Source organism: Streptomyces vulcanius, from assembly GCF_042653945.1.
In the GTDB taxonomy this organism is placed as follows: domain Bacteria; phylum Actinomycetota; class Actinomycetes; order Streptomycetales; family Streptomycetaceae; genus Streptomyces; species Streptomyces mangrovi.
The window spans coordinates 143403-164162 of the sequence record NZ_JBHSFK010000018.1; the positions used below are offsets into that span (position 1 = coordinate 143403).

Consider the following 20760-nt stretch of genomic DNA (forward strand, 5'->3'; position numbering starts at 1 on the left):
TTATGGTGGGTTGTGGAATCACGACCCACCACCGCACGCGCGATCGAGACCGTCTTCCGGATGGAGTTCCCCCGCGTCGTGGCCGCCGTCACCCGGGTCGTCCGGGACGTCGGCATCGCCGAGGAACTCGCGCAGGACGCGCTGGTCGCGGCGCTGGAGCAGTGGCCGCGCGAGGGTGTGCCCGACCATCCGGGCGCCTGGCTCACCACCACCGCCCGCCGTCGCGCCGTCGACCTCGTCCGGCGCCGGGAGAACTACGCCCGCAAGCTCCAGGAGATCGGCCGCGACCTCGCGGACGTGCCCCCGCCGCAAGAGCCGGCCGCCCCCGAGGACATCGACGACGACCTGCTCCGGCTCGTCTTCACCGCCTGCCACCCGGTGCTGTCCCCCGAGGCCCGCACCGCCCTCACCCTGCGGCTGCTGGGCGGCCTCACGACGGCCGAGATCGCCCGCGCGTTCCTGGTCCCCGAGGCCACCGTCGCGCAGCGCGTCGTCCGCGCCAAGCGCACCCTGGCCACCAGGAACGTCGCCTTCGAGGTGCCGTACGGCCCCGACCGCGAGGCCCGGCTCGGCTCGGTCCTCGACGTCATCTACCTCGTCTTCAACGAGGGGTACGCGGCCACCGCCGGCGACGACCTGCTGCGCCCGGCGCTCTGCGAGGACGCCCTGCGGCTCGCCCGGCAGCTCGCGGCCCTGATGCCGAAGGAGCCCGAGGTGCACGGCCTGGTCTCCCTCCTGGAGTTCCAGGCGTCCCGCACGGCCGCCCGCACCGCCCCCGACGGCACCCCGGTCCTGCTGAAGGACCAGAACCGCCGACGCTGGAACCGCATGCTCGTCGCCCGGGGCATCACCGCCCTGGACCGGGCCGGCGCCACGTCCCCCACTCTCGGCTTCGCTCGAGCGGGGGGACCCCCATCCGGCGCGCCGGGCCCCTACGCCCTCCAGGCCGCCATCGCCGCCTGCCACGCGCACGCGTACACCTACGAGGAGACGGACTGGGCGGCCATCGCCACCCTCTACGGCCTCCTCGCCGCCCGCGCCCCCTCCCCGGTCGTCGAACTCAACCGCGCGGTCGCCGTCTCGATGGCGGAAGGACCGGCCCCGGCCCTGGAGATCGTCGACGCCCTGGCCGCCGAACCCGCCCTGCGCGACTACCACCTCCTGCCCAGCGTCCGCGGCGATCTGCTGCTGCGCCTGGGCCGTACGGCGGAGGCGGCGGCGGAGTTCACCCGGGCGGCCGAGCTGACCGGCAACGCGCGGGAGCGGGAGCTGCTGCGAGCGCGTGCGGGTGACGCGCGGGGGGACTCGGGGTGACGTGCGGGGGGACTCGGTCTGACGTGTGCGGGGGACTCGTAACTCTGTTCCCATTCCGTCCACTTGAGTACTACAGTGATCCAGCCGCTGTGACACGGCTGTGCGGTCCGCCTGGGGAAACCCCGTGGGGAGAGGCGCCGACCCGGCCCGTGCGCGGCACTTCTGACGTCATGTGACCCGGGGGGTCAACAACTTGAGATCGTTCACACACCGCCGCAGGCACCGCGCCGCGGCGCTCGCCACCGTGGCCGCGCTCGCCGCCACAGGCGTCCTGTCCGGCGCGTCCGGCGCCACCGCCGACGACGCCGGACCCTGGCCCGGCACCGAGGGCCGCGTCCTCAACGACGGCGGGACGCTGGTCAACCCCGCCACCGGCACCCTCACCCAGGTCCCCAACGTGGGCAGCTACGCCGCCTGGGCGCCCGACGGCAGCCGGCTGATCAGCTCGGCCGGCCAGATCTCCAGCGTCCGCGGCAACGGCACCGGCAAGGTCACCCTGCCCTGGGCGACGGGCGTCCGCTCCAGCGCGTCGTACGAGGACCTGACCTTCTGGTGGGGCGGACGCTACGTCGTCTTCTCCACCGGCGGCCAGCTCGTCTACGGCCCCTCCGACGCTTCCTGGGCGCCCCGCCCGCTGCTGACCACGGCCCAGGAACCGGCCTCCGTCTGCGACAGCGAGCCGACGGTGAACCCGAAGGGCCTGCTCGCGTTCGAGCGGCGCACCGCCAACTGCACCACCGCGCCCGGCGTGTACGTCTACGACGGCACCACGGTCAAGCGCGTCCTCGCCGACGCCGAGCAGCCCTCCTACTCGCCGGACGGCACCAAGCTGGCCTTCGTCCGCAAGGACGCCGACGGCAACACCCAGGTCTTCACGGCGAAGGCCGACGGCACCGACGTCAAGCAGCTCACCACCGGCCCGCGCTGGTACGCCAACCCGTCCTGGTCGCCCACCGGCAAGCGGATCCTGTTCGAGGCGCACACCTCGCAGTTCAGCGACGACGTGCGCACGGCCGAGTACGTCGACCTCGCGACCGGCACGCTGACCCCGGTCATGAACGCGTCGCAGAGCAGCTTCGTCAACAACCCCAGCTGGGAGCCGCTGCGGAAGAACACCACCGCCCGGGTCTGGGGCTCCGACGCCTACGCCACCAACATCGCCTCCTCCCGCTGGACCTGGAACACCCTCGGGAAGAGCGTGCCGGGCCTGATGAACGCCAAGTCAGCGGTGCTGGTCAACCGGGACGACGCCGCGTACTCCCTCACCGCGCCAGCCCTGGCCGGCAAGAAGGTGGGCCCGGTGCTGATGACCCCGAAGACGGGGCTGTCGTCGGCGGTGAAGACGGAGCTCAAGCGGACCCTGAAGAAGGGCAAGACCGTCTACCTGGTCGGCGGCACGTCCATCCTCACCGGCACGGTCGCCTCCCAGCTCAAGACCCTCGGCTACGTCCCGAAGCGGCTGTCGGGCGCGGACCGCTACGCGACCTCGGTCGCCGTGGCGAAGTCCGTCAGCACCGCCCCGAAGTACGTGTTCCTGGCCGGCGGCACCGAGACCCGGGCGGCGCTCTCCGCAGCGGCCGCGGCGGGCGCCGACGGCGGCGCGAGCGCGGGCAGCGTCGTCCTCACCAACGGCAACAAGCTGACCGCGTCCGTGAAGTCGTACCTGAACAGCCTGAACCCGGACAAGACCATGGTCATCACGGTCGGTGCGGCGGCGAAGTACGCGCTCACCCACTCCAGCTTCTCGCGCTGGCCGTCGACGTACTACTACTACCCGCTCTCGGGCAAGACGGACGCGGCGATCTCGGTCGCCATCGCCAAGTTCTGGTGGACCGCGCCCGGCCAGACCGCCGTCGCCTACTCCGGCGCCTGGCGGGACGGCGTGTCCGGCGCCGCCGCGTTCAACGTCTTCGGGCCCCTGCTGTGGACCTCCCGCCCGGCCCTGTCGGCCGAGGTCAACAGCTATCTGCTGCGCGAGTCCGCGAGCACGGACTTCACGGTCGCCTTCGGCGGCGGGGTCACCGCGACCTCGCTGAACTCCGCGGGCGCCTCGATGAGCGCGGGCAAGGCGTACTTCCAGTACCGCCCGTACTACAACGGCGTCGTCCCCACCGCCACGCAGGCCGCAACCGCCTTCGCGCAGCGCACCGACGGCGGCGAGGCCGCGACCACGCTCCAGCGGTCCGGCCCGGTCGGCGCCGACCCGCACCTGGGCGACCTCAGGACCCTCCAGCGGCAGTAGCCGTTGGTGCCGGGGCTCCGACGAGCATGGTCGGGGCCCCGGCCACCCGCGTGAGGAACACCGTCGCCGAGTGCGGCCCCTGCGCCTTCGGGAGGACCTTCCTGCGCAGCTCCTCCGGCTCCACCGCCGACCCACGCTTCTTCACGGTCAGGATCCCGACCTCGCGCTCCCGCAGCAGCGCCTTCAACTTCTTCACGTTGAAGGGGAGTTGGTCGGTGATCTCGTAGGCGGTCGCGTAAGGGGTGGGGCGCAGGGCGTCGGCGGTGACATACGCGATGGTCTCGTCGACCAGCCCCCCGTCCAGCTCCTGCGCGACCTCGGCGACCAGATGGGCCCGGATGACGGCGCCGTCGGGCTCGTAGAGATAGCGGCCGAGGGGCCGCACGGCGGGATTGGGCAGCCCGGTGCCGAGGAGGGTGCGGGGGCCGGGAAGCAGCGTCGCGCGCACGTCGTTCCGTGTGCTCCCGCCGAACCACAGCACCGCCTCCTTCACATCACCCCCGTCCGAGATCCACTCGGCCCCGGCCTGGGCGGGGATCGCCTCGTGCGGGATGCCCGGGGCGACCTTGAGGGCCGCGTGCGGGGCCTTCAGAGCCGCCGCGACGGCCCAGGACAGGGGCGGCGAGTACGCCTCCGGATCGAAGACCCGCCCCCGCCCGCCCCTTCGCGCCGGATCCACGAACACGGCGTCGTACCCGTCCGTGTCCACCTCCGTGACGTCCGCCTCCCGTACGTCGATGAGGCCGGTGAGCCCGAGTGCCTCGGCGTTGGCCCGGGCCGCCGCCGCGGTCAGCGGATCGCGGTCCACGGCCAGCACCCGGATCCCCGCCCGGGCCAGCGCGACGGCGTCGCCGCCGATCCCGCAGCACAGGTCGGCCACGGCGGTGACACCCAGCTCCTTCATCCGCCCGGCCCGGTACGCGGCGACACTCGCGCGCGTCGACTGCTCGACCCCGTTGGGCGTGAAGAACATCCGCCGCGCGTCCTCGGCACCGAACTTCGCCTCCGCCCGCTGCCGCAGCCGGGCCTGGCCGAGCGCCGCCGACACCAGTCCGGCGGGATGGTCGCGGCGCAGCCGCGTGGCGACGGCGAGTTCGTCGGCGGGGGCGGTACCGCGCACGGCGTCGAGGAGGGCGCGGCCCTCGGGGGTGAGGAGCGGAGCGAGGTCGTTCACCGGGTTCACCGGGTCATTGTGGGCCAGTCGGTGGATGACGTGCTTCCGGTGGCGGTGTCGGGCGGGGGCGGCGGGGGTGGGCTGGGAGGATCCGGCGCCATGGGATCCGTCGTACAAAATGACAACAATGGCGCATTTCCTGCCGCGTCTGGAGCTCGTGGGGTTGTCGCGCTGCTGGCGCTGGCGGCGATCGTTTCGGGGTGCGCGCAGGGCGGGGCCTCGGGTGGGGGAGCGGAGAGCGGGGTCGCGGGGGGCACTCCGGCGCCCGGCCAGCAGGTCGCCGACCCGGCCGCGCTCCCGGCGCACGCCCTGAGCTTGTACGCCGCCCATCTGCGTGCCGAGGCCCTCGCGCGGGCCGCCGCGGCGAGGCACTGGGGCCTGCGGGAGGTCCCGCTGGCCGCGCCCCTCCCGCCCGTGAGGAAGCCGAGGATCACCACCCGGGAGGGCTTCGAGGTCGAGGACCACGAGGAGTTGGACCTCCCCCCGCTCTTCACCACGGTCCCGACCAGGCAGAAGGTCGTCTTCCTCACCATCGACGACGGCGCCGAGAAGGACCCGGCGTTCCTGAAGATGATGAAGGAACTGCGGATCCCCTACACGGCCTTCCTCAGTGACTACGTCGTCAAGGACGACTACGCCTACTTCAGGAAGATGCAGAAGTTCGGCGTGACGCTGAACAACCACACCCTCCACCACCCCTACCTGCCGGCCCTCTCCTACACCCGCCAGAAGCGCGAGATCTGCGGCATGCAGAGGGTGCTGCGCGAGCAGTACGGCAGACGGCCCGCCCTCTTCCGGCCCCCCTTCGGCAACTACGACCGCGACACGCTGGTCGCCGCGAAGACCTGCGGGGTGAAGTACGTCCCACTCTGGAACGAGGAGGTCTTCGTCGACCACTGGGAGTACCGAGAGGGGGACCAGGACCTCCACCCCGGCGACATCGTCCTGAGCCACTTCCGGGGCCGGGGCGAATGGAAGGGCACCATGCCCGACATGGTCCGCCGGTTCCTGAACAAGGTCACGGAGAAGGGATACGCGGTGGCACGCCTGGAGGACTACCTGTGAGGACACGGGCGCCGGCCGCCCTGGCCGCCCTGCTGGCCCTGACGGCCACGACCCTGACCGGCTGCGCCCAGTCCGTCGACCCGATCGAACGCCTGGGCAGGAAGACGGCGGAACGGGTCCATCCGGGGGTTCGCGGGGAGGCCCCCGTTGGCGGCGGCGATCGCGGGGCCGTCGGTGGCGGTGATCGCGGGCCGGATGGCGGGGGCGGGGCTCTCGGTGGCGGTCGCGGAGGGGATGGCGGCGGGGCGGGGAGCGGTGGCGGCAGTGGCGGGGCCGGTGGTGATGGCGGTGGCGGTGGGGCTGGTGGCGGTGGTGGGACTGGCGGCAGCGGGGCGAGCGGCGGTGCCGATGGTGGCGGGGCCAGCGGTGACAAGGCCGGCGGCGGTGGTGGCGGCGGGCGGGAGAGCGGCGGGGTCGGCAGCGGGGCTGTCGGCGGTGGGGTGGGCAGCGGTGGCGATGGCGGCGGGGCAGACGGTGGCAAGGGCGGCCCTGGTGGCAGCGATGGTGGGGCCGGTGGGCGTGGGGCCGGAGCCGGAGCCGGAGCCGGTGCCGGGCGTGGGCCCGGGGGTGCCGGTGTCGGTGCCGGGCGTGGGCCCGGGGGTGCCGGTGTCGGTCTCGGGGGTGCCGGTCTCCCGCCCGTAGTCGATCACATCCCCACCCGCGACCCCGTCGTCTTCCTCACCTACGACGACGGCGCCGAACGCGACCCCCGCTTCATCACCCTGGTCCGCGAACGGCGCCTCCCGGTCACCATGTTTCTCACGGACAGCGTGGTCGGCCCCGGCTACGCCCACTTCGCGCGTCTGCGGTCCGTGGGCGCGACCCTCCAGAACCACACCCTCGACCACGCGGCCCTGCGCGGTCTGCCCTACGCCGGCCAGCGCGCCGAGATCTGCGGCCAGCAGGAGAAGCTGCGGTCCCGCTTCGGCCTGCGCCCCCGTCTGTTCCGCCCGCCCTACGGCACGTACGACACGACCACCCTGCGCGCGGCGGCCGACTGCGGCATCACGGCCCTCGTCCTCTGGCGCGCCGCCATGGGCCCGGCCGACCTCACGTACACCCACGGCGCCCACCGCCTGCGCCCCGGAGACATCATCGCCGTCGACCCGGACGAGACGGCGGGCCCGAGCCTGACGGAACGGACGACGCGCCTGCTGCGGTGGCTCGGCGAACAGGGCCTGAAGGCGGGCCGCCTGGAGGACTACCTCTAGGGGCACCACATCCAGCCCGTCCGGCGTTTGCGGACAAGGCCCGTTCAGGGCCGAAAGCGGGGGCGCGGGGGCGGCAGCCCCCGGTGACGGCCACACCGACACCGGCCACCGAAAACCCGCCACGCCCCGCAGGGATTGGCACTCCGCTTGACCGAGTGCTAATCGCGGTCATAGTCTCGGCTCTGGCACTCGGCAGTTGAGAGTGCCAACACAGCGACGGGCAGGTCCGGCACCCGCGACGACGGATCCACCTGGTCGCCACCTCAGACAGTTAACCCCGTGAGATCTCCGAAGGGGGAGGTCGGATCGTGACGACCGCCAGCACCAAGGTTGCCATCAAGCCGCTCGAGGACCGCATTGTGGTCCAGCCGCTCGACGCCGAGCAGACCACGGCCTCTGGCCTGGTCATCCCGGACACCGCGAAGGAGAAGCCCCAGGAGGGGGCTGTCCTCGCCGTGGGCCCGGGCCGTTTCGAGAACGGCGAGCGCCTGCCGCTCGACGTCCAGGTCGGTGACATCGTCCTGTACAGCAAGTACGGCGGCACCGAGGTGAAGTACAACGGCGAGGAGTACCTCGTCCTCTCGGCTCGCGACGTGCTCGCGATCATCGAGAAGTAATTCACCGGCTTCACCCAGTTTTGCAGTGAACTGCGCTCCTGGCCCCCGCGACTTTGTGAAGCCGGGCGCTGGGAGCGCAGTTCGTTTCTCCCAAGCTTTCGAGAGGGCTGAACCGCTCCCATGGCGAAGATCCTGAAGTTCGACGAGGACGCCCGTCGCGCCCTCGAGCGCGGCGTCAACAAGCTGGCCGACACGGTCAAGGTGACGATCGGCCCCAGGGGCCGCAACGTCGTCATCGACAAGAAGTTCGGCGCCCCGACCATCACCAACGACGGCGTCACCATCGCCCGCGAGGTCGAGCTCGACGACCCGTACGAGAACCTCGGCGCGCAGCTGGTGAAGGAGGTGGCGACCAAGACCAACGACATCGCGGGCGACGGCACCACCACCGCCACGGTCCTGGCCCAGGCGCTCGTCCGCGAGGGCCTGCGCAACGTCGCCGCCGGCGCCTCCCCGGCCGCCCTGAAGAAGGGCATCGACGCCGCGGTGAAGGCCGTCTCCGACGAGCTGCTCGCCTCGGCCCGTCCGATCGACGACAAGGCCGACATCGCGGCCGTCGCCGCGCTGTCCGCCCAGGACCAGCAGGTCGGCGAGCTCATCGCCGAGGCGATGGACAAGGTCGGCAAGGACGGTGTCATCACCGTCGAGGAGTCCAACACCTTCGGTCTGGAGCTGGACTTCACCGAGGGCATGGCCTTCGACAAGGGCTACCTGTCACCGTACTTCGTGACGGACCAGGAGCGCATGGAGGCCGTCCTCGAGGACCCCTACATCCTCATCAACCAGGGCAAGATCTCCTCCATCGCCGACCTGCTGCCGCTGCTGGAGAAGGTCATCCAGACCAACTCCTCGAAGCCGCTGCTGATCATCGCCGAGGACCTCGAGGGCGAGGCGCTCTCCACCCTCGTCGTGAACAAGATCCGCGGCACCTTCAACGCGGTCGCCGTCAAGGCCCCCGGCTTCGGTGACCGCCGCAAGGCGATGCTCCAGGACATGGCGGCGCTGACCGGCGCCGAGGTCATCTCCGAGGAGGTCGGCCTCAAGCTCGACCAGGTCGGCATCGACGTACTCGGCTCCGCCCGCCGCGTCACCGTCACCAAGGACGACACCACGATCGTCGACGGCGCCGGCGACTCCGGGGCCGTCCAGGGCCGCATCGCTCAGATCAAGGCCGAGATCGAGAACACGGACTCCGACTGGGACCGCGAGAAGCTCCAGGAGCGCCTCGCGAAGCTGGCCGGCGGCGTGTGCGTGATCAAGGTCGGCGCCGCCACCGAGGTGGAGCTGAAGGAGAAGAAGCACCGCCTGGAGGACGCCATCTCCGCGACCCGCGCCGCGGTCGAGGAGGGCATCGTCTCCGGTGGTGGCTCCGCGCTGGTCCACGCCGCCAAGGTCCTCGAGGGCAACCTCGACAAGACCGGCGACGAGGCCACCGGTGTCGCGGTCGTCCGCCGCGCCGTCGTGGAGCCGCTGCGCTGGATCGCCGAGAACGCCGGCCTGGAGGGCTACGTCATCACCTCCAAGGTCGCCGAGCTCGACAAGGGCCAGGGCTTCAACGCCGCCACCGGCGAGTACGGCGACCTGGTCAAGGCCGGCGTCATCGACCCGGTCAAGGTCACCCGCTCCGCCCTGGAGAACGCCGCCTCCATCGCCTCCCTCCTCCTGACGACCGAGACCCTCGTCGTCGAGAAGAAGGAAGAGGAAGAGCCGGCCGCCGGCGGCCACAGCCACGGCCACGCCCACTGAGGCACCCCGCTCGAAGAAGCCCCCGCTCCGTGACGACGGAACGGGGGCTTCTCCCTTCGCGGGCGGTATCTGCGGCTCTCAGGTCTCCAGGGTGTCCAGCGCTCCCAGCTGGGCCATCAGGCCGAGGCGGTCGTTCTGCCACCAGCCCTCGGCGATCTTTCCGTGGCCGTCGATACGGAAGACTGTCGTCCCCGTCATGGTGACCTGTCTGCCGGTGGCCGGGAGGCCCATGAACTCGCCGTTGTGCGTGCCGCGCATCGTCCACCGGGTGCACACGCGGTCGTCCTGGGAGATCTGGTCCTCGATGTCGAAGGCGAAGTCGAAGCCGCTCCGCCACATGCCGACCTCCCGCCGCATCGCATCCATGCCGATGGTGTCCTGCTCGTTGGACGGATCGTGGTCGTGGTAGTCCTCGGCGAGCAGCCCGTCGAGCGGGGGCAGCTCACCGCGCATGGCCACCGTCTCGAAGAACCGCCGCGCGGTCGCCGCGGACAGCTTCTCGTCCCGTACGACGTCCAGATCCATGAACGTCGGCATCTCGTCGCACAGGGCCACCAGCTCCCGGAAGACCTTGTCGGTCTCCGGCAGGTTCGAGTTCCGCATCGCCTCCTCGTACGACGGGAACTCCACGATCTCGACGAAGTGCGACGCGTCGGAGCGGTCCTTGCCGACCACCGCGTGCGTCGCCGTCCGCTTTCCTCTGGTCTGTTCGACCCATGTGTCCATCAGCCGGTCCATCTCGTCGAACCGGCTGGTCCTGCAGTCGATGAGCTGTACGAATGTCATGGCGCCGCCTCCGGTCCCCCTGGGTCCGGTGTCTCCCCGTCCATTCTCCCACCGGAGGCCATGACGCCGCCCGCTCACTCACCCCGCACTCACAACGCCCCTACTGCGGGCCGTACTTGCGGCCCGTCCGCGAGGAGATCCCGCCGAGCAGCGACCTCGGCGTCACCTTCACCAGCCCCATCAGCGCCTTGTAACGCGGGTCGGGGATCGACAGCGACTTCCCGCGCGCCAGGTCGTCCAGCGCCGCCGCGACCAGCTTGTCCGCGTCCAGCCACATCCAGCCGGGGATGTTGTCCGTGCCCATCCCGGCCCGCTCGTGGAACTCGGTACGCACGAAGCCCGGGCACAGCGCCATCAGCCGCACCCCGCTGCCCGCCAGATCCCTCGCCGCACCCTGCGTGAACTGCACGACCCACGCCTTGGACGCCCCGTACGTCCCGCGCGGTACGAAGGCCGCCACCGACGCGACATTGACGACCCCGCCCCGCCCCCGCTCCCGCATCGCCTCCGCCGCGGCCGACGTCAGCCGCAGCACCGCCTCGCAGTGCACCTTGAGCATCTTCAGCTCGTCGGCCATCGACACGTCGAGATAGCGGCCCTTGTTGCCGAAGCCCGCGTTGTTGATCAGCAGGTCGACGGGGTTCTTGCGGTTGCCGAGCCGGGCTGCCACCGCCTCGATGCCGGTGTCCTCGGCCAGGTCGGCGGTGAGCACCTCCGCCTCGATGCCGTGCCGGTCGTGCAACTCGGTCGCCTGTTCGCGCAGCCGCTTGGTGTCCCGTGCCACGAGGACGAGATCATGCCCGTCCGCCGCGAGTCTGCGCGCGAACGCGGCGCCGATCCCCGCGGTCGAACCCGTAATGAGAGCCGTTGTCATGGCGCAAGATTAATGACCCGCACTGTGCGCGTCCGTGCTGCCCACGGTGCCTCTTCACCCGGCCTCCCGAGTGTGGAGGCGCCGTGCGCACCCGCCCGCGGCCGCGCCTCAGCCGCCGTACTTCGCCACATACTTCCGGGCCGCCGCCAGCGCCTCTGGATGCAGGGTGTCGGCCGCCGCCAGCAGCCGGGGCAGCAGCTCCCGGTGCGTGGTGGTCGCCTGGAACTCCATCCGGGCCGTCACCTCGTGCTCCGGCACATGGACGATCTCGATCGCGTCCCCCGCGCGCACCTCGCCCGGTGTGATCACCCGCAGATACGCGCCCGTGGCGGCCTTCTGCGTGAACCGCCTGACCCACCCCTTCTCTCCCAGGTGGTTCTGGAAGGTCAGACAGGGGACACGGCCGGAGGTCACCTCCAGCACCACCTCGGACCCGATCCGCCAGCGCTCGCCGATCCGCGCCCCGGAGACGTCCAGACCGCTGGTCGTGAGGTTCTCCCCGAACGCGCCGTTGGCCAGTGTGCGCTCCAGCTCGCGCTCCCATCCGTCGAGGTCCTCGCGCGCGACGGCGTACACCGCCTGGTCGTCCCCGCCGTGGTGGCGCAGATGACAGACCGCGTCGCCGGCCAGCCCGCTGCCCCCGACGCCCTTCGGCCCGGGCGCCGAGATCCGCACCGGTCCCTCGACCGGGCGCTTGTCGATACCGGTCAGCCCCTCGGGCTGCTCGGTGTACGGCACCGCCTTCGGACGGCCCAGGTTCACAGACAGAAGCCTCATGACGGCACGGTACGGGAACGCACCTCAAAGTGTCGACGCATTTTTCGACGACTTACCCAAGCTGCGCTTATGCTCGGTGGATGATCGAGGCCCGTCATCTCCGCGTCCTGCGCGCCGTGGCCGCCACCGGCTCCTTCTCGGCGGCGGGGCGCGAGCTGGGCTGCACCCAGCCGGCCGTCAGCCAGCAGATGAAGGCCCTGGAGACGTCCGTGGGCACGCCCCTGCTCGTGCGCAACGGCCGTGAGATGCGCCTGACCCAGGCCGGCGAGGCCCTCGTACGGCACGCGGCGGGCATCCTCTCCGGACTCACCGCCGCCGAGGAGGAGGTCGCCGCCATCGCGGGCCTGCGGGCCGGCCGGGTCCGGCTGGTCTCCTTCCCGAGCGGCAGCTCCACCCTCGTCCCCACCGCCCTCGCCGCCCTGCGCGCCGACCACCCCGGCACCCGTGTCTCCCTGGAGGAGGCCGAACCGCCGAACTCGGTCGAACTGCTGCGCGGCGGCGACTGCGACGTGGCACTCGCGTTCCGCTACGCGCGCGTGGCGGGCAGGGGAGCGGGGGCGGAGGGCGCGGACGCGGAGGAGTGGGGCGATCTCGTCGTACGGCCCCTGCTCACCGACCGCCTCGTCGCCCTCGTACCGGAGCGGCACCCCCTCGCGCGCGTGGAGTCCGTCGCCATCGGCGACCTCGCCGCCGAGCCGTGGATCGCGGGCTGCCCGCGCTGCCGCGGCCAGCTGGTGGAGGTGTGCGAGGCCGCGGGCTTCACGCCCCGCATCGACTTCGCCACCGACGACTACCCGGCGGTCGTCGGCCTGGTGGGCGCGGGCCTCGGCGTGGCCGTCCTGCCTCAGCTCGCCATCGAGTCCGTACGGCCCCGTGGGGCGCGCGCGGTGACGCTGGAACCGGCGGTGCGGCGGGAGATCGTCGCGCTGACCCTGCCCGACCTGGCGCAGGTGCCGGCGGTGGCGGCGACGCTGGAGCAGCTGGGGCGGGCGGCGGCGCGTCCCATGTGAAAGCGGCGGGTACGCACGCGTACCCGCCGCTTTCAGTGCGCTGGACTTGCAGAAACGTTCCTTCATGTGTTCGAGGCAGGGTCGCCGGAGCCGGACGACGCCGACACCAGGCGGTTGCGCGCCCGCCCCATGAGCTCCTCGCGCTCGTCCTCGGTCAACCCGCCCCACACGCCGTACGGCTCGCGTACGGCCAGTGCGTGCGCCGCGCACTGCGCGCGGACCGGGCACCTCATGCAGACCTCCTTGGCCGAGTTCTCTCGAGCGCTCCGAGCCGCCCCGCGCTCCCCCTCCGGATGGAAGAAGAGCGAGCTGTCCACCCCGCGGCAGGCAGCCAGGAGCTGCCAGTCCCACAGGTCCGCGTTCGGTCCGGGAAGGCGGGAGAAATCTGCCATTGTGTGACCCCTTGTAGCCGTTCTGAGCGGATACGGTGCCCACGACCGTACAACTACGATCTAAGGAGATGAAAATATGACTCATTGCGAATCTAGCCTCAGACACCAGCTAAAGGGAAGAAATGGGGCTAAATGGGGCACCGGTTGTGATGAAAGCTTGAGGGTCCGCGCGGCTGTCTCCACCGTGTCCGCGCCCTCACGTAGAGTGCCGAAGAATGCATGCGGCCCCGTAACTCTTTCGAGTGACCATCGTTGAGAGTGCGGTGGCGGTTGAGAACACAAACGCTCGGGCAGGCGTCCGAGACGGTCGACCGCACAGGTGACGATTTCGTACCAGCCTGGAGGCACAAGGTGACCATCAGCTGCGGAGGGCGGCCATGACTTCCGTCCTCGTATGCGACGACTCCCCGCTTGCCCGAGAGGCGCTCCGCCGCGCGGTCGCGACCGTGCCCGGTGTCGAGCGCGTGACGACGGCGGCCAACGGCGAGGAAGTCCTCCGCCGCTGGGGCGCCGACCGCTCGGACCTCATCCTGATGGACGTGCGCATGCCCGGACTGGGCGGCGTGGAGACGGTGCGGCGGCTGCTGTCCGCCGACCCGGGCGCGCGCATCATCATGCTCACCGTCGCCGAGGACCTGGACGGCGTCGCCCTCGCGGTCGCCGCCGGGGCGCGCGGGTATCTGCACAAGGACGCCTCGCGCGCGGAACTGCGGGCGACCGTCACGCAGGCCCTCGCCGATCCGACCTGGCGGCTGGCTCCGCGGCGGCTGCGCTCGGCCGAGATGGGCGCGGCGCCGACGCTCACCGCGCGTGAGATCCAGGTGCTGGAGGGGATGAGCCACGGCCGCTCCAACGCGGAGATCGGGCGTGAGCTGTTCCTCTCCGAGGACACGGTGAAGACGCACGCGCGCCGCCTCTTCAAGAAGCTCGGCGCCTCGGACCGCGCACACGCGGTGGCACTCGGTTTCCGGTGGGGCCTGGTCCGGTAGGACCGCTCGGCGCGCCGACGTCCGTCGGGGCCGGGTCCGCCGTGCGGGAACAGCGGTCGGGTGGGCGGGGCCTGGGCCCCGGGCCCGGGGTCTGACGTGCGGCGGTCATAGGCCGCCGGCGGGCTGGTGACGGGGCTGCCCGGCGGGCACGGGCTCGGCTGTCCGGCGGCTCGGCTCGGCCGGCCCGGGCCGGTCTGGCCGATCGGTTGATTCGGGGCGGGGGCGGTCGTCCCCGCCCAATCCGGTGGGTCGCGGGGTGACGGTCGGTCGTCCCCCCCGTCCCTGCGACGACCCTGTTCCCCCCAGCCGGTCGGCGGCCCTGCCACTGCCTGATCGATCGGCAACCCGGTCGGCGGACCAGTCGGCCGGACCGTCACTGAAGAGGAGCCGGGGCATGACGGAACCTCCCTGCTCGGGTGGGGTCGGCACGGGACCCGGGGCCGGGGGCTGTCGCCCGCATCGTCCCGGGGACGCGGGCTCCGGCAGCCGCGCTCCGGTCGGCGGACCCCGGCGTCGTCGCGACCGGGCACCGACCGCCCCGAACCCCACCGCGCCATGCGCCCCCGCTCCCCGCGCCGCCGTTCCGGCTGCGGCCTGCCGCCGTGCCGCTGCGCCATGTGCGGCTTGCTGCCGTGCCGCCGTTCTGGCTGTGGCTTCCCGCTGTGCCGCTGCGCCATGTGCGGCTTCCCCACGCGCCGCCGTCCTGCGGCGCAAGGTATCCCGACGTGCTGCCGTCCCACATGCGTTCGGCCGCCACGCCGTTGCCCCGCGCCCGGCCGGCTCGCGCACCGCAGGGCCAGGGGTGGTTGCCCTGTGCGCGGTTGTGCTGCGGGGTGATTCCCCGCTCACGGTGGCTTTCCGTGCGGTTGCCCTGCGCGGCGCTTCCCCGCGCGCGGTCGCTCCTCGTGCGGCCGTGCCGCGTGCCGTCGGCCCGAACGGCGTCGGCCCGAACGGCGTCGGTCCGATCGGCCTCGTGTCGTTCGGGGTTGGGTTGGGTGCGGGCGTGTGGGGTGGTGTCGGTGTGGTTGGTCGGGGGCGGGTGGGAGGTGTTGGCGGGGCGATGAGTGGAGGCTCAGTCTTTTGGTCGTATCGGTCGTCACCTGCGGTCTTGGGCCGTGTTCGGGCGTGTGGGGTGCTCGGGGGCGGGCCTTCGGCGGGGCGTCTGTCGGGTGCCCGCTGCTCGTTTCGGCGCGGATGCCGCATCCTTGAGATGTGGAGTCTCTCGGGGACGAGTCGGTCGAGCGGAAGGGGAGGGCGCAAGGGATGAGTTCCGGCGCACCTGCTCATAACGCTTCGGTGCACAACGACAGGCACGGCGCCACGGACGGATCGGGCGCAGTGCACCATGGACCGATGCGCGAGGACGAGGCGGTCACTGCCGTGGGGACGATCGGGTCACTCGTCCATCGCGCCGTGGACGGCGACGAGCAGGCCACGCACGACCTGCTCGCCCATGTCCACCCTCTGGCGCTGCGCTACTGCCGCACCCGGCTGTCCCGGTTGCCGGGCGACGCGCGGCACTTCGTGGAGGACCTCGCCCAGGAGGTCTGCGTGGCGGTGCTGCTCGCCCTGCCCCGCTACCGGGACACCGGCAGGCCCTTCGAGGCGTTCGTGTTCGCCATCGCCGCCCACAAGGTCGCCGATCTGCAGCGTGCCGCCATGCGACATCCGGGATCCACGGCGGTGCCGTCGGACGAGATGCCGGAGCGGCCGGACGACTCCCTCGGCCCCGAGGAGCGCGCCCTGCTCAGCAGCGACGCCGAGTGGGCCAAGAAACTGCTGGCCAACCTGCCGGAGAACCAGCGGGAACTGCTGCTGCTGCGGATCGCGGTGGGCCTCACCGCCGAGGAGACCGGCCAGATGTTGGGAATGTCACCCGGAGCGGTCCGAGTGGCCCAGCACCGGGCGCTGAGCAGGCTGCGGGCGCTCGCCGAGCAGTGAGCGGAGCGGACGCCGAACGGCAGCAACTCCGGCCGCTTTCGGTTTCCGGCGCTTTCGTCGAGCAGGACGCCCGCCGATTCCGTACGAACATACGAGGCCCGGAAGGGCGTCGGAGCGTGGAATTCGGGAGGTGCACTTCCCGTTAGCATGGACATCCGCACCGATCAAGGCCATTTGGGGAAGGTGTCATGACTGCCAACGTCGACGGAGTGCCCGACAAGTTCGCCACACTCGGGCTGACCTACGACGACGTGCTGCTGCTGCCGGGAGCGTCCGAGGTGCTCCCCAACGCGGTCGACACCTCGTCCCGCATCTCACGCAACGTCCGGGTCAACATCCCGCTGCTCTCCGCGGCGATGGACAAGGTGACCGAGTCCCGCATGGCGATCGCGATGGCCCGTCTGGGCGGCGTCGGCGTGCTGCACCGCAACCTCTCGGTCGAGGACCAGGTGAACCAGGTGGACCTGGTCAAGCGGTCCGAGTCCGGCATGGTCACCGACCCGATCACGGTGCACCCGGAGGCGACGCTCGCCGAGGCGGACGCCCTGTGCGCCAAGTTCCGCATCAGCGGCGTCCCCGTCACCGACCCGGCCGGCAAGCTGCTCGGCATCGTCACCAACCGCGACATGGCCTTCGAGAGCGACCGCACTCGCCAGGTGCGCGAGGTCATGACGCCGATGCCGCTGGTCACCGGCAAGGTCGGCATCTCCGGCGTCGAGGCGATGGATCTGCTGCGCAAGCACAAGATCGAGAAGCTTCCGCTGGTGGACGACGAGGGCGTCCTCAAGGGCCTGATCACCGTCAAGGACTTCGTCAAGGCGGAGAAGTACCCGAACGCCGCCAAGGACGCCGAGGGCCGGCTGATCGTCGGCGCCGCCGTGGGCGCCAGCCCCGAGGCGCTGGAGCGCGCCCAGGCGCTCGCCGCGGCCGGCGTGGACTTCCTGGTCGTCGACACCTCGCACGGCCACAACAGCAACGCCCTGAGCTGGATGGCGAAGATCAAGTCGAGCGTGTCCGTCGACGTGATCGGCGGCAACGTCGCCACCCGTGACGGCGCGCAGGCGCTGATCGACGCCGGTGTCGACGGCATCAAGGTGGGTGTGGGCCCCGGTTCGATCTGCACCACGCGCGTGGTCGCCGGTATCGGAGTCCCGCAGGTCACCGCCATCTACGAGGCGTCCCGCGCCGCCCGTCCCGCGGGCATCCCGCTGATCGGCGACGGCGGTCTGCAGTACTCCGGCGACATCGGCAAGGCGCTGGCCGCCGGCGCCGACACGGTGATGCTGGGCAGCCTCCTCGCGGGCTGCGAGGAGTCGCCGGGCGAACTGCTGTTCATCAACGGCAAGCAGTTCAAGTCGTACCGGGGCATGGGCTCGCTCGGGGCCATGCAGTCCCGGGGCCAGGGCAGGTCGTTCTCGAAGGACCGCTACTTCCAGGCCGACGTCGCCTCCGACGACAAGCTCGTGCCCGAGGGCGTCGAGGGCCAGGTGCCCTACCGCGGCCCGCTGGCCAACGTGCTGCACCAGCTGGTCGGCGGTCTGCGTCAGACCATGGGCTACGTGGGCGCGGCCACGATCGACGAGATGGAGTCGAAGGGCCGCTTCGTCCGCATCACCTCGGCGGGTCTGAAGGAGTCCCACCCGCACGACATCCAGATGACGGTCGAGGCGCCGAACTACAGCAACAAGTAGCGGACACCCGGTCCCGTAAGGGCGGCCCCGGAGCAGGGGGCCGCCCTTCGTCGTACCCGTCGGCGATACTGGAAGACGCTGAACGCATCAGGGAAAGGCCACACACGTGACTGAGATCGAGATCGGGCGCGGCAAGCGCGGCCGCCGGGCGTACGCCTTCGACGACATCGCCGTCGTCCCCAGCCGCCGTACGCGGGACCCGAAGGAGGTCTCGATCGCCTGGCAGATCGACGCCTACCGCTTCGACCTGCCCTTCCTGGCCGCCCCCATGGACTCGGTCGTCTCCCCGGCCACCGCGATCCGCATCGGCGAACTCGGCGGCCTCGGCGTGCTCAACCTCGAGGGCCTGTGGACGCGGTACGACGACCCGCAGCCGCTGCTCGACGAGATCGCCGAGATGCCCGCCGAGGCCGCGACCCGCCGCCTCCAGGAGGTCTACCGGGCCCCCATCAAGGAGGAGCTGATCGGCACGCGCATCAAGGAGGTGCGCGACTCCGGCGTGGTCACGGCCGCCGCGCTCTCCCCGCAGCGCACCGCCCAGTTCTCCAAGGCGGTCGTGGACGCGGGCGTGGACATCTTCGTCATTCGCGGTACGACGGTCTCGGCGGAGCACGTGTCGTCCTCGCACGAGCCGCTGAACCTGAAGCAGTTCATCTACGAGCTGGACGTCCCGGTGATCGTCGGCGGCTGCGCCACCTACACCGCCGCCCTGCACCTGATGCGTACCGGCGCGGCGGGCGTGCTCGTCGGCTTCGGCGGCGGCGCGGCGCACACCACGCGCAACGTGCTGGGCATCCGCGTCCCGATGGCGACGGCGGTGGCCGACGTGGCGGCGGCCCGCCGCGACTACATGGACGAGTCGGGCGGGCGGTATGTGCACGTCATTGCGGACGGCGGGGTCGGCTGGTCCGGCGACCTGCCCAAGGCGATCGCCTGCGGCGCCGACGCGGTGATGATGGGCTCGCCGCTCGCGCGCGCGACCGACGGGCCGGGCAAGGGCCACCACTGGGGCATGGAGGCGGTCAACGAGGAACTGCCGCGCGGCAAGAAGGTCGACCTCGGTACGGTCGGCACCATCGAGGAGATCCTCACCGGCCCGTCCCACACCCCCGACGGCTCGATGAACTTCTTCGGCGCCCTGCGCCGCGCGATGGCCACCACCGGTTACAGCGAGCTCAAGGAATTCCAGCGGGTCGAGGTCGCGGTCGCGGACTCGGTCCACCAGCGGTAGTAACTCGCGGTGTGGCTTCAGGGGCCGGTCAGCTCACTTCGGTGGGGTGACCGGCCCCTTTGCTCTGCCCGGTGGCGCGTGGTGCGAGGCGGGGGCGCACGGTTGCCTTCGGGGCGAATCCGGGCTGGTCAGGGGGGTCGCGGGCGATAGCGTCCCTCTCAGCGCCCCAGGTGGACCGGATCCGTCTTCGGATGGTCCAGTTCAAGAGGAGGTGGATCCTGCGAATTCACGGATGGTGAGCGGCCGCCCCCACAAAACCTAGGGGCGGACACCCGTAACCCATCAAGGAGCCTGCCGCAGTGGCCGCTGCGGTGGGCTCCACCTGTTCCCAAGCTACCGGCGCTCGGGGCCGTGTGCCACCGACCCAGAGGCTCAGTCACCCCACGCGCCCCCTTTCACAACCGGTGCGCCGCCCCCGTCGGGGTCGCCCCCCGGGTGTCCAGGAGGAGCTGGGCCTTCACCGACAGGCCCTGGAGGTCGTAGGTGCGGTGCTGCTGGAGGAGGATCGTGAGGTCGGCGTCGGCGGCGGCCTCGTAGAGGGAGTCGGCGCGGGGGACCGGGCGGTCCAGGATGCTCCAGGACGGGACGTGGGGGTCGTGGTAGCTGACGGCGGCGCCGAGTTCCATCAGGCGGATGGCGATCTCGCGCGCGGGCGTGCCGGTCTGGTCGGCGAGGTCGGCCTTGTAGGTGACGCCGAGGAGGAGGACGCGGGCGCCCCGGGCCGACTTGCCGTGCTCGTTGAGGAGGGCGGCGGCGCGCTGGACGACGTAGCGGGGCATCCGGCTGTTGACCTGCTGGGCCAGTTCCACCATGCGCAGTGGGGTGCCGGTCCGGCCGGTGCGGTCCAGGGGGACGGAGTGGCCGCCGACGCCGGGCCCTGGACGGAACGTCTGGAAGCCGAACGGCTTGGTCTCGGCGCAGCGGATGACGTCCCAGAGGTCGACGCCCAGGTCGTGGCAGAGGACGGCCATCTCGTTGACGAGGGCCATGTTGACGTGCCGGAAGTTGGTCTCCAGGAGCTGCACGGTCTCGGCTTCCCTGAGGCCACGCGCGCGTACCACCTTGTCGGTGAGGCGGCCGTAGAAGGTGGCGGCGGATTCCGTGCACGCGGGCGTGAGGCCGCCGATCACCTTCGGTGTGGTGGCCGGGGTGAAGGCGCGGTTGCCGGGGTCGACCCGGCTGGGGGAGTAGGCGAGGTGGAAGTCGCGGCCCGCGCGCAGTCCGGAGGTCTCCTCCAGGAGTGGGCGCAGGAACTCCTCCGTCGCCCCCGGGTGCACCGGCGACTCCAGGATCACGGTGGTGTGCGGGCGCAGCTGGGCGCCCAGGGTGCGGGCGGCGGCCTCCACCTGGGTGAGGTCAAGGCCGCCGTCGGCGTCGCGCGGGGTGGGCGCGCAGATGACGGCGGTGCGCACCCGGCCCAGCTCGGCGGGGTTGGTGGCGGGCCGGAAGCCCCCCGCGAGCATCCGGCGCAGCTCGGCGGGGCTGAGGGAGCCCGGCTCGGGGCCCGTGCGGTAGCCGAGTGTGGTGATGCCGGCGGCTACGGCGGCCTGGGCGAGGGGCAGTCCGAGCGGGCCGAGTCCGATGACGGCGAGATCTGCGGGCATGGCGTGGGCCGTCCTTCCCAGTAACCGAAGCGGGACAGGTGCGCAAGCCCTGTGGACAGGATGGACGCGCGCAATGTCAGACTAGGAGTAAATATG

Annotated in this window: 17 protein-coding genes; 11 read left to right on the plus strand and 6 right to left on the minus strand. The window is 71.6% G+C overall.

Annotated elements, in window-relative coordinates:
* Window positions 1–12 precede the first annotated feature (12 nt).
* Both ACFPIH_RS26975 and ACFPIH_RS26980 read left to right on the plus strand, forming a co-directional pair.
* Window positions 13–1314 carry an RNA polymerase sigma factor gene (locus ACFPIH_RS26975; protein ID WP_381176565.1) on the plus strand — a complete coding sequence of 434 codons (1302 nt, stop codon included), beginning with the start codon at window positions 13–15 and terminating at the stop codon, window positions 1312–1314.
* A gap of 193 nt (window positions 1315–1507) precedes the next feature.
* Entirely contained in the window at window positions 1508–3556 is a 2049-nt protein-coding gene (locus tag ACFPIH_RS26980) for a cell wall-binding repeat-containing protein (protein ID WP_381176568.1), read from the plus strand.
* Here the strand turns inward: ACFPIH_RS26980 and ACFPIH_RS26985 are convergent.
* Complete coding sequence (locus ACFPIH_RS26985) at window positions 3534–4730, minus strand: THUMP-like domain-containing protein (protein ID WP_381176727.1); 1197 nt, start codon at window positions 4728–4730, stop codon at window positions 3534–3536. The genes ACFPIH_RS26980 and ACFPIH_RS26985 overlap by 23 nt on opposite strands.
* Window positions 4731–4829: 99 nt before the next feature.
* On the opposite strand from ACFPIH_RS26985, the gene ACFPIH_RS26990 reads away from it, so the two are divergent.
* From ACFPIH_RS26990 to groL, 4 genes are all read left to right on the plus strand, one after another.
* Entirely contained in the window at window positions 4830–5795 is a 966-nt protein-coding gene (locus ACFPIH_RS26990) for a polysaccharide deacetylase family protein (protein ID WP_381176570.1), read from the plus strand.
* Window positions 5796–6235: 440 nt separating this feature from the next.
* Window positions 6236–7006 (plus strand): polysaccharide deacetylase family protein, encoded by a 771-nt coding sequence (locus ACFPIH_RS26995; protein ID WP_381176731.1) that lies wholly within the window; start codon window positions 6236–6238, stop codon window positions 7004–7006.
* Between the two features lie 308 nt (window positions 7007–7314).
* Window positions 7315–7623, plus strand: a complete 309-nt coding sequence (gene groES / locus ACFPIH_RS27000) for a co-chaperone GroES (RefSeq protein ID WP_381176573.1) — start codon at window positions 7315–7317, stop codon at window positions 7621–7623.
* A gap of 120 nt (window positions 7624–7743) precedes the next feature.
* The gene (gene groL, locus ACFPIH_RS27005) at window positions 7744–9369 is read left to right on the plus strand and encodes a chaperonin GroEL (protein WP_381176576.1); all 1626 of its coding nucleotides are present in this window, start codon (window positions 7744–7746) and stop codon (window positions 9367–9369) included.
* 78 nt (window positions 9370–9447) lie between these two features.
* On the opposite strand, the gene ACFPIH_RS27010 is transcribed toward groL, so the two are convergent.
* From ACFPIH_RS27010 to ACFPIH_RS27020, 3 genes are all read right to left on the minus strand, one after another.
* On the minus strand, window positions 9448–10155 hold the full coding sequence (locus ACFPIH_RS27010) for an ester cyclase (RefSeq protein WP_381176578.1): 708 nt from the start codon (window positions 10153–10155) through the stop codon (window positions 9448–9450).
* A 100-nt stretch (window positions 10156–10255) separates the two neighbouring features.
* Window positions 10256–11029, minus strand: a complete 774-nt coding sequence (locus tag ACFPIH_RS27015) for an SDR family NAD(P)-dependent oxidoreductase (protein WP_381176581.1) — start codon at window positions 11027–11029, stop codon at window positions 10256–10258.
* A gap of 108 nt (window positions 11030–11137) precedes the next feature.
* Entirely contained in the window at window positions 11138–11806 is a 669-nt protein-coding gene (locus ACFPIH_RS27020) for an MOSC domain-containing protein (RefSeq protein ID WP_381176584.1), read from the minus strand.
* Window positions 11807–11886: 80 nt separating this feature from the next.
* Here ACFPIH_RS27020 and ACFPIH_RS27025 point away from each other — a divergent pair, with 80 nt between their 5' ends.
* Window positions 11887–12816, plus strand: coding sequence for a LysR family transcriptional regulator (locus ACFPIH_RS27025; RefSeq protein ID WP_381176587.1), 930 nt, complete (start codon window positions 11887–11889; stop codon window positions 12814–12816).
* Window positions 12817–12878: 62 nt separating this feature from the next.
* Here ACFPIH_RS27025 and ACFPIH_RS27030 read toward each other — a convergent pair whose 3' ends face one another.
* Window positions 12879–13208: a WhiB family transcriptional regulator gene (locus ACFPIH_RS27030; RefSeq protein WP_381176590.1), complete on the minus strand. Its 330-nt coding sequence runs from the start codon at window positions 13206–13208 to the stop codon at window positions 12879–12881.
* Between the two features lie 377 nt (window positions 13209–13585).
* Here ACFPIH_RS27030 and ACFPIH_RS27035 point away from each other — a divergent pair, with 377 nt between their 5' ends.
* The 4 genes from ACFPIH_RS27035 to ACFPIH_RS27050 all read left to right on the plus strand — a co-directional run bounded on the left by ACFPIH_RS27035 (window position 13586) and on the right by ACFPIH_RS27050 (window position 19060).
* Complete coding sequence (locus ACFPIH_RS27035; RefSeq protein ID WP_003948568.1) at window positions 13586–14197, plus strand: response regulator transcription factor; 612 nt, start codon at window positions 13586–13588, stop codon at window positions 14195–14197.
* A gap of 1353 nt (window positions 14198–15550) precedes the next feature.
* Window positions 15551–16138, plus strand: coding sequence for a sigma-70 family RNA polymerase sigma factor (locus ACFPIH_RS27040; protein ID WP_381176593.1), 588 nt, complete (start codon window positions 15551–15553; stop codon window positions 16136–16138).
* A gap of 188 nt (window positions 16139–16326) precedes the next feature.
* Window positions 16327–17829, plus strand: a complete 1503-nt coding sequence (gene guaB / locus ACFPIH_RS27045; protein WP_381176596.1) for an IMP dehydrogenase — start codon at window positions 16327–16329, stop codon at window positions 17827–17829.
* A gap of 106 nt (window positions 17830–17935) precedes the next feature.
* Entirely contained in the window at window positions 17936–19060 is a 1125-nt protein-coding gene (locus ACFPIH_RS27050; RefSeq protein WP_381176599.1) for a GuaB3 family IMP dehydrogenase-related protein, read from the plus strand.
* Between the two features lie 395 nt (window positions 19061–19455).
* On the opposite strand, the gene ACFPIH_RS27055 is transcribed toward ACFPIH_RS27050, so the two are convergent.
* Window positions 19456–20664 carry a nucleotide sugar dehydrogenase gene (locus ACFPIH_RS27055; protein WP_381176602.1) on the minus strand — a complete coding sequence of 403 codons (1209 nt, stop codon included), beginning with the start codon at window positions 20662–20664 and terminating at the stop codon, window positions 19456–19458.
* Window positions 20665–20760 lie beyond the last annotated feature (96 nt).

Coding starts and splice junctions, on each gene's coding strand:
- groL (WP_381176576.1), top strand. CDS start 7,744: ATGGCGAAGATCCTGAAGTTCGACGAGGACGCCCGTCGCGCCCTCGAG.
- ACFPIH_RS27055 (WP_381176602.1), bottom strand. CDS start 20,664: ATGCCCGCAGATCTCGCCGTCATCGGACTCGGCCCGCTCGGACTGCCC.
- ACFPIH_RS27020 (WP_381176584.1), bottom strand. CDS start 11,806: ATGAGGCTTCTGTCTGTGAACCTGGGCCGTCCGAAGGCGGTGCCGTAC.
- ACFPIH_RS27025 (WP_381176587.1), top strand. CDS start 11,887: ATGATCGAGGCCCGTCATCTCCGCGTCCTGCGCGCCGTGGCCGCCACC.
- ACFPIH_RS27040 (WP_381176593.1), top strand. CDS start 15,551: ATGCGCGAGGACGAGGCGGTCACTGCCGTGGGGACGATCGGGTCACTC.
- guaB (WP_381176596.1), top strand. CDS start 16,327: ATGACTGCCAACGTCGACGGAGTGCCCGACAAGTTCGCCACACTCGGG.
- ACFPIH_RS27015 (WP_381176581.1), bottom strand. CDS start 11,029: ATGACAACGGCTCTCATTACGGGTTCGACCGCGGGGATCGGCGCCGCG.
- ACFPIH_RS27010 (WP_381176578.1), bottom strand. CDS start 10,155: ATGACATTCGTACAGCTCATCGACTGCAGGACCAGCCGGTTCGACGAG.
- ACFPIH_RS27035 (WP_003948568.1), top strand. CDS start 13,586: ATGACTTCCGTCCTCGTATGCGACGACTCCCCGCTTGCCCGAGAGGCG.
- ACFPIH_RS27030 (WP_381176590.1), bottom strand. CDS start 13,208: ATGGCAGATTTCTCCCGCCTTCCCGGACCGAACGCGGACCTGTGGGAC.
- ACFPIH_RS26990 (WP_381176570.1), top strand. CDS start 4,830: ATGGGATCCGTCGTACAAAATGACAACAATGGCGCATTTCCTGCCGCG.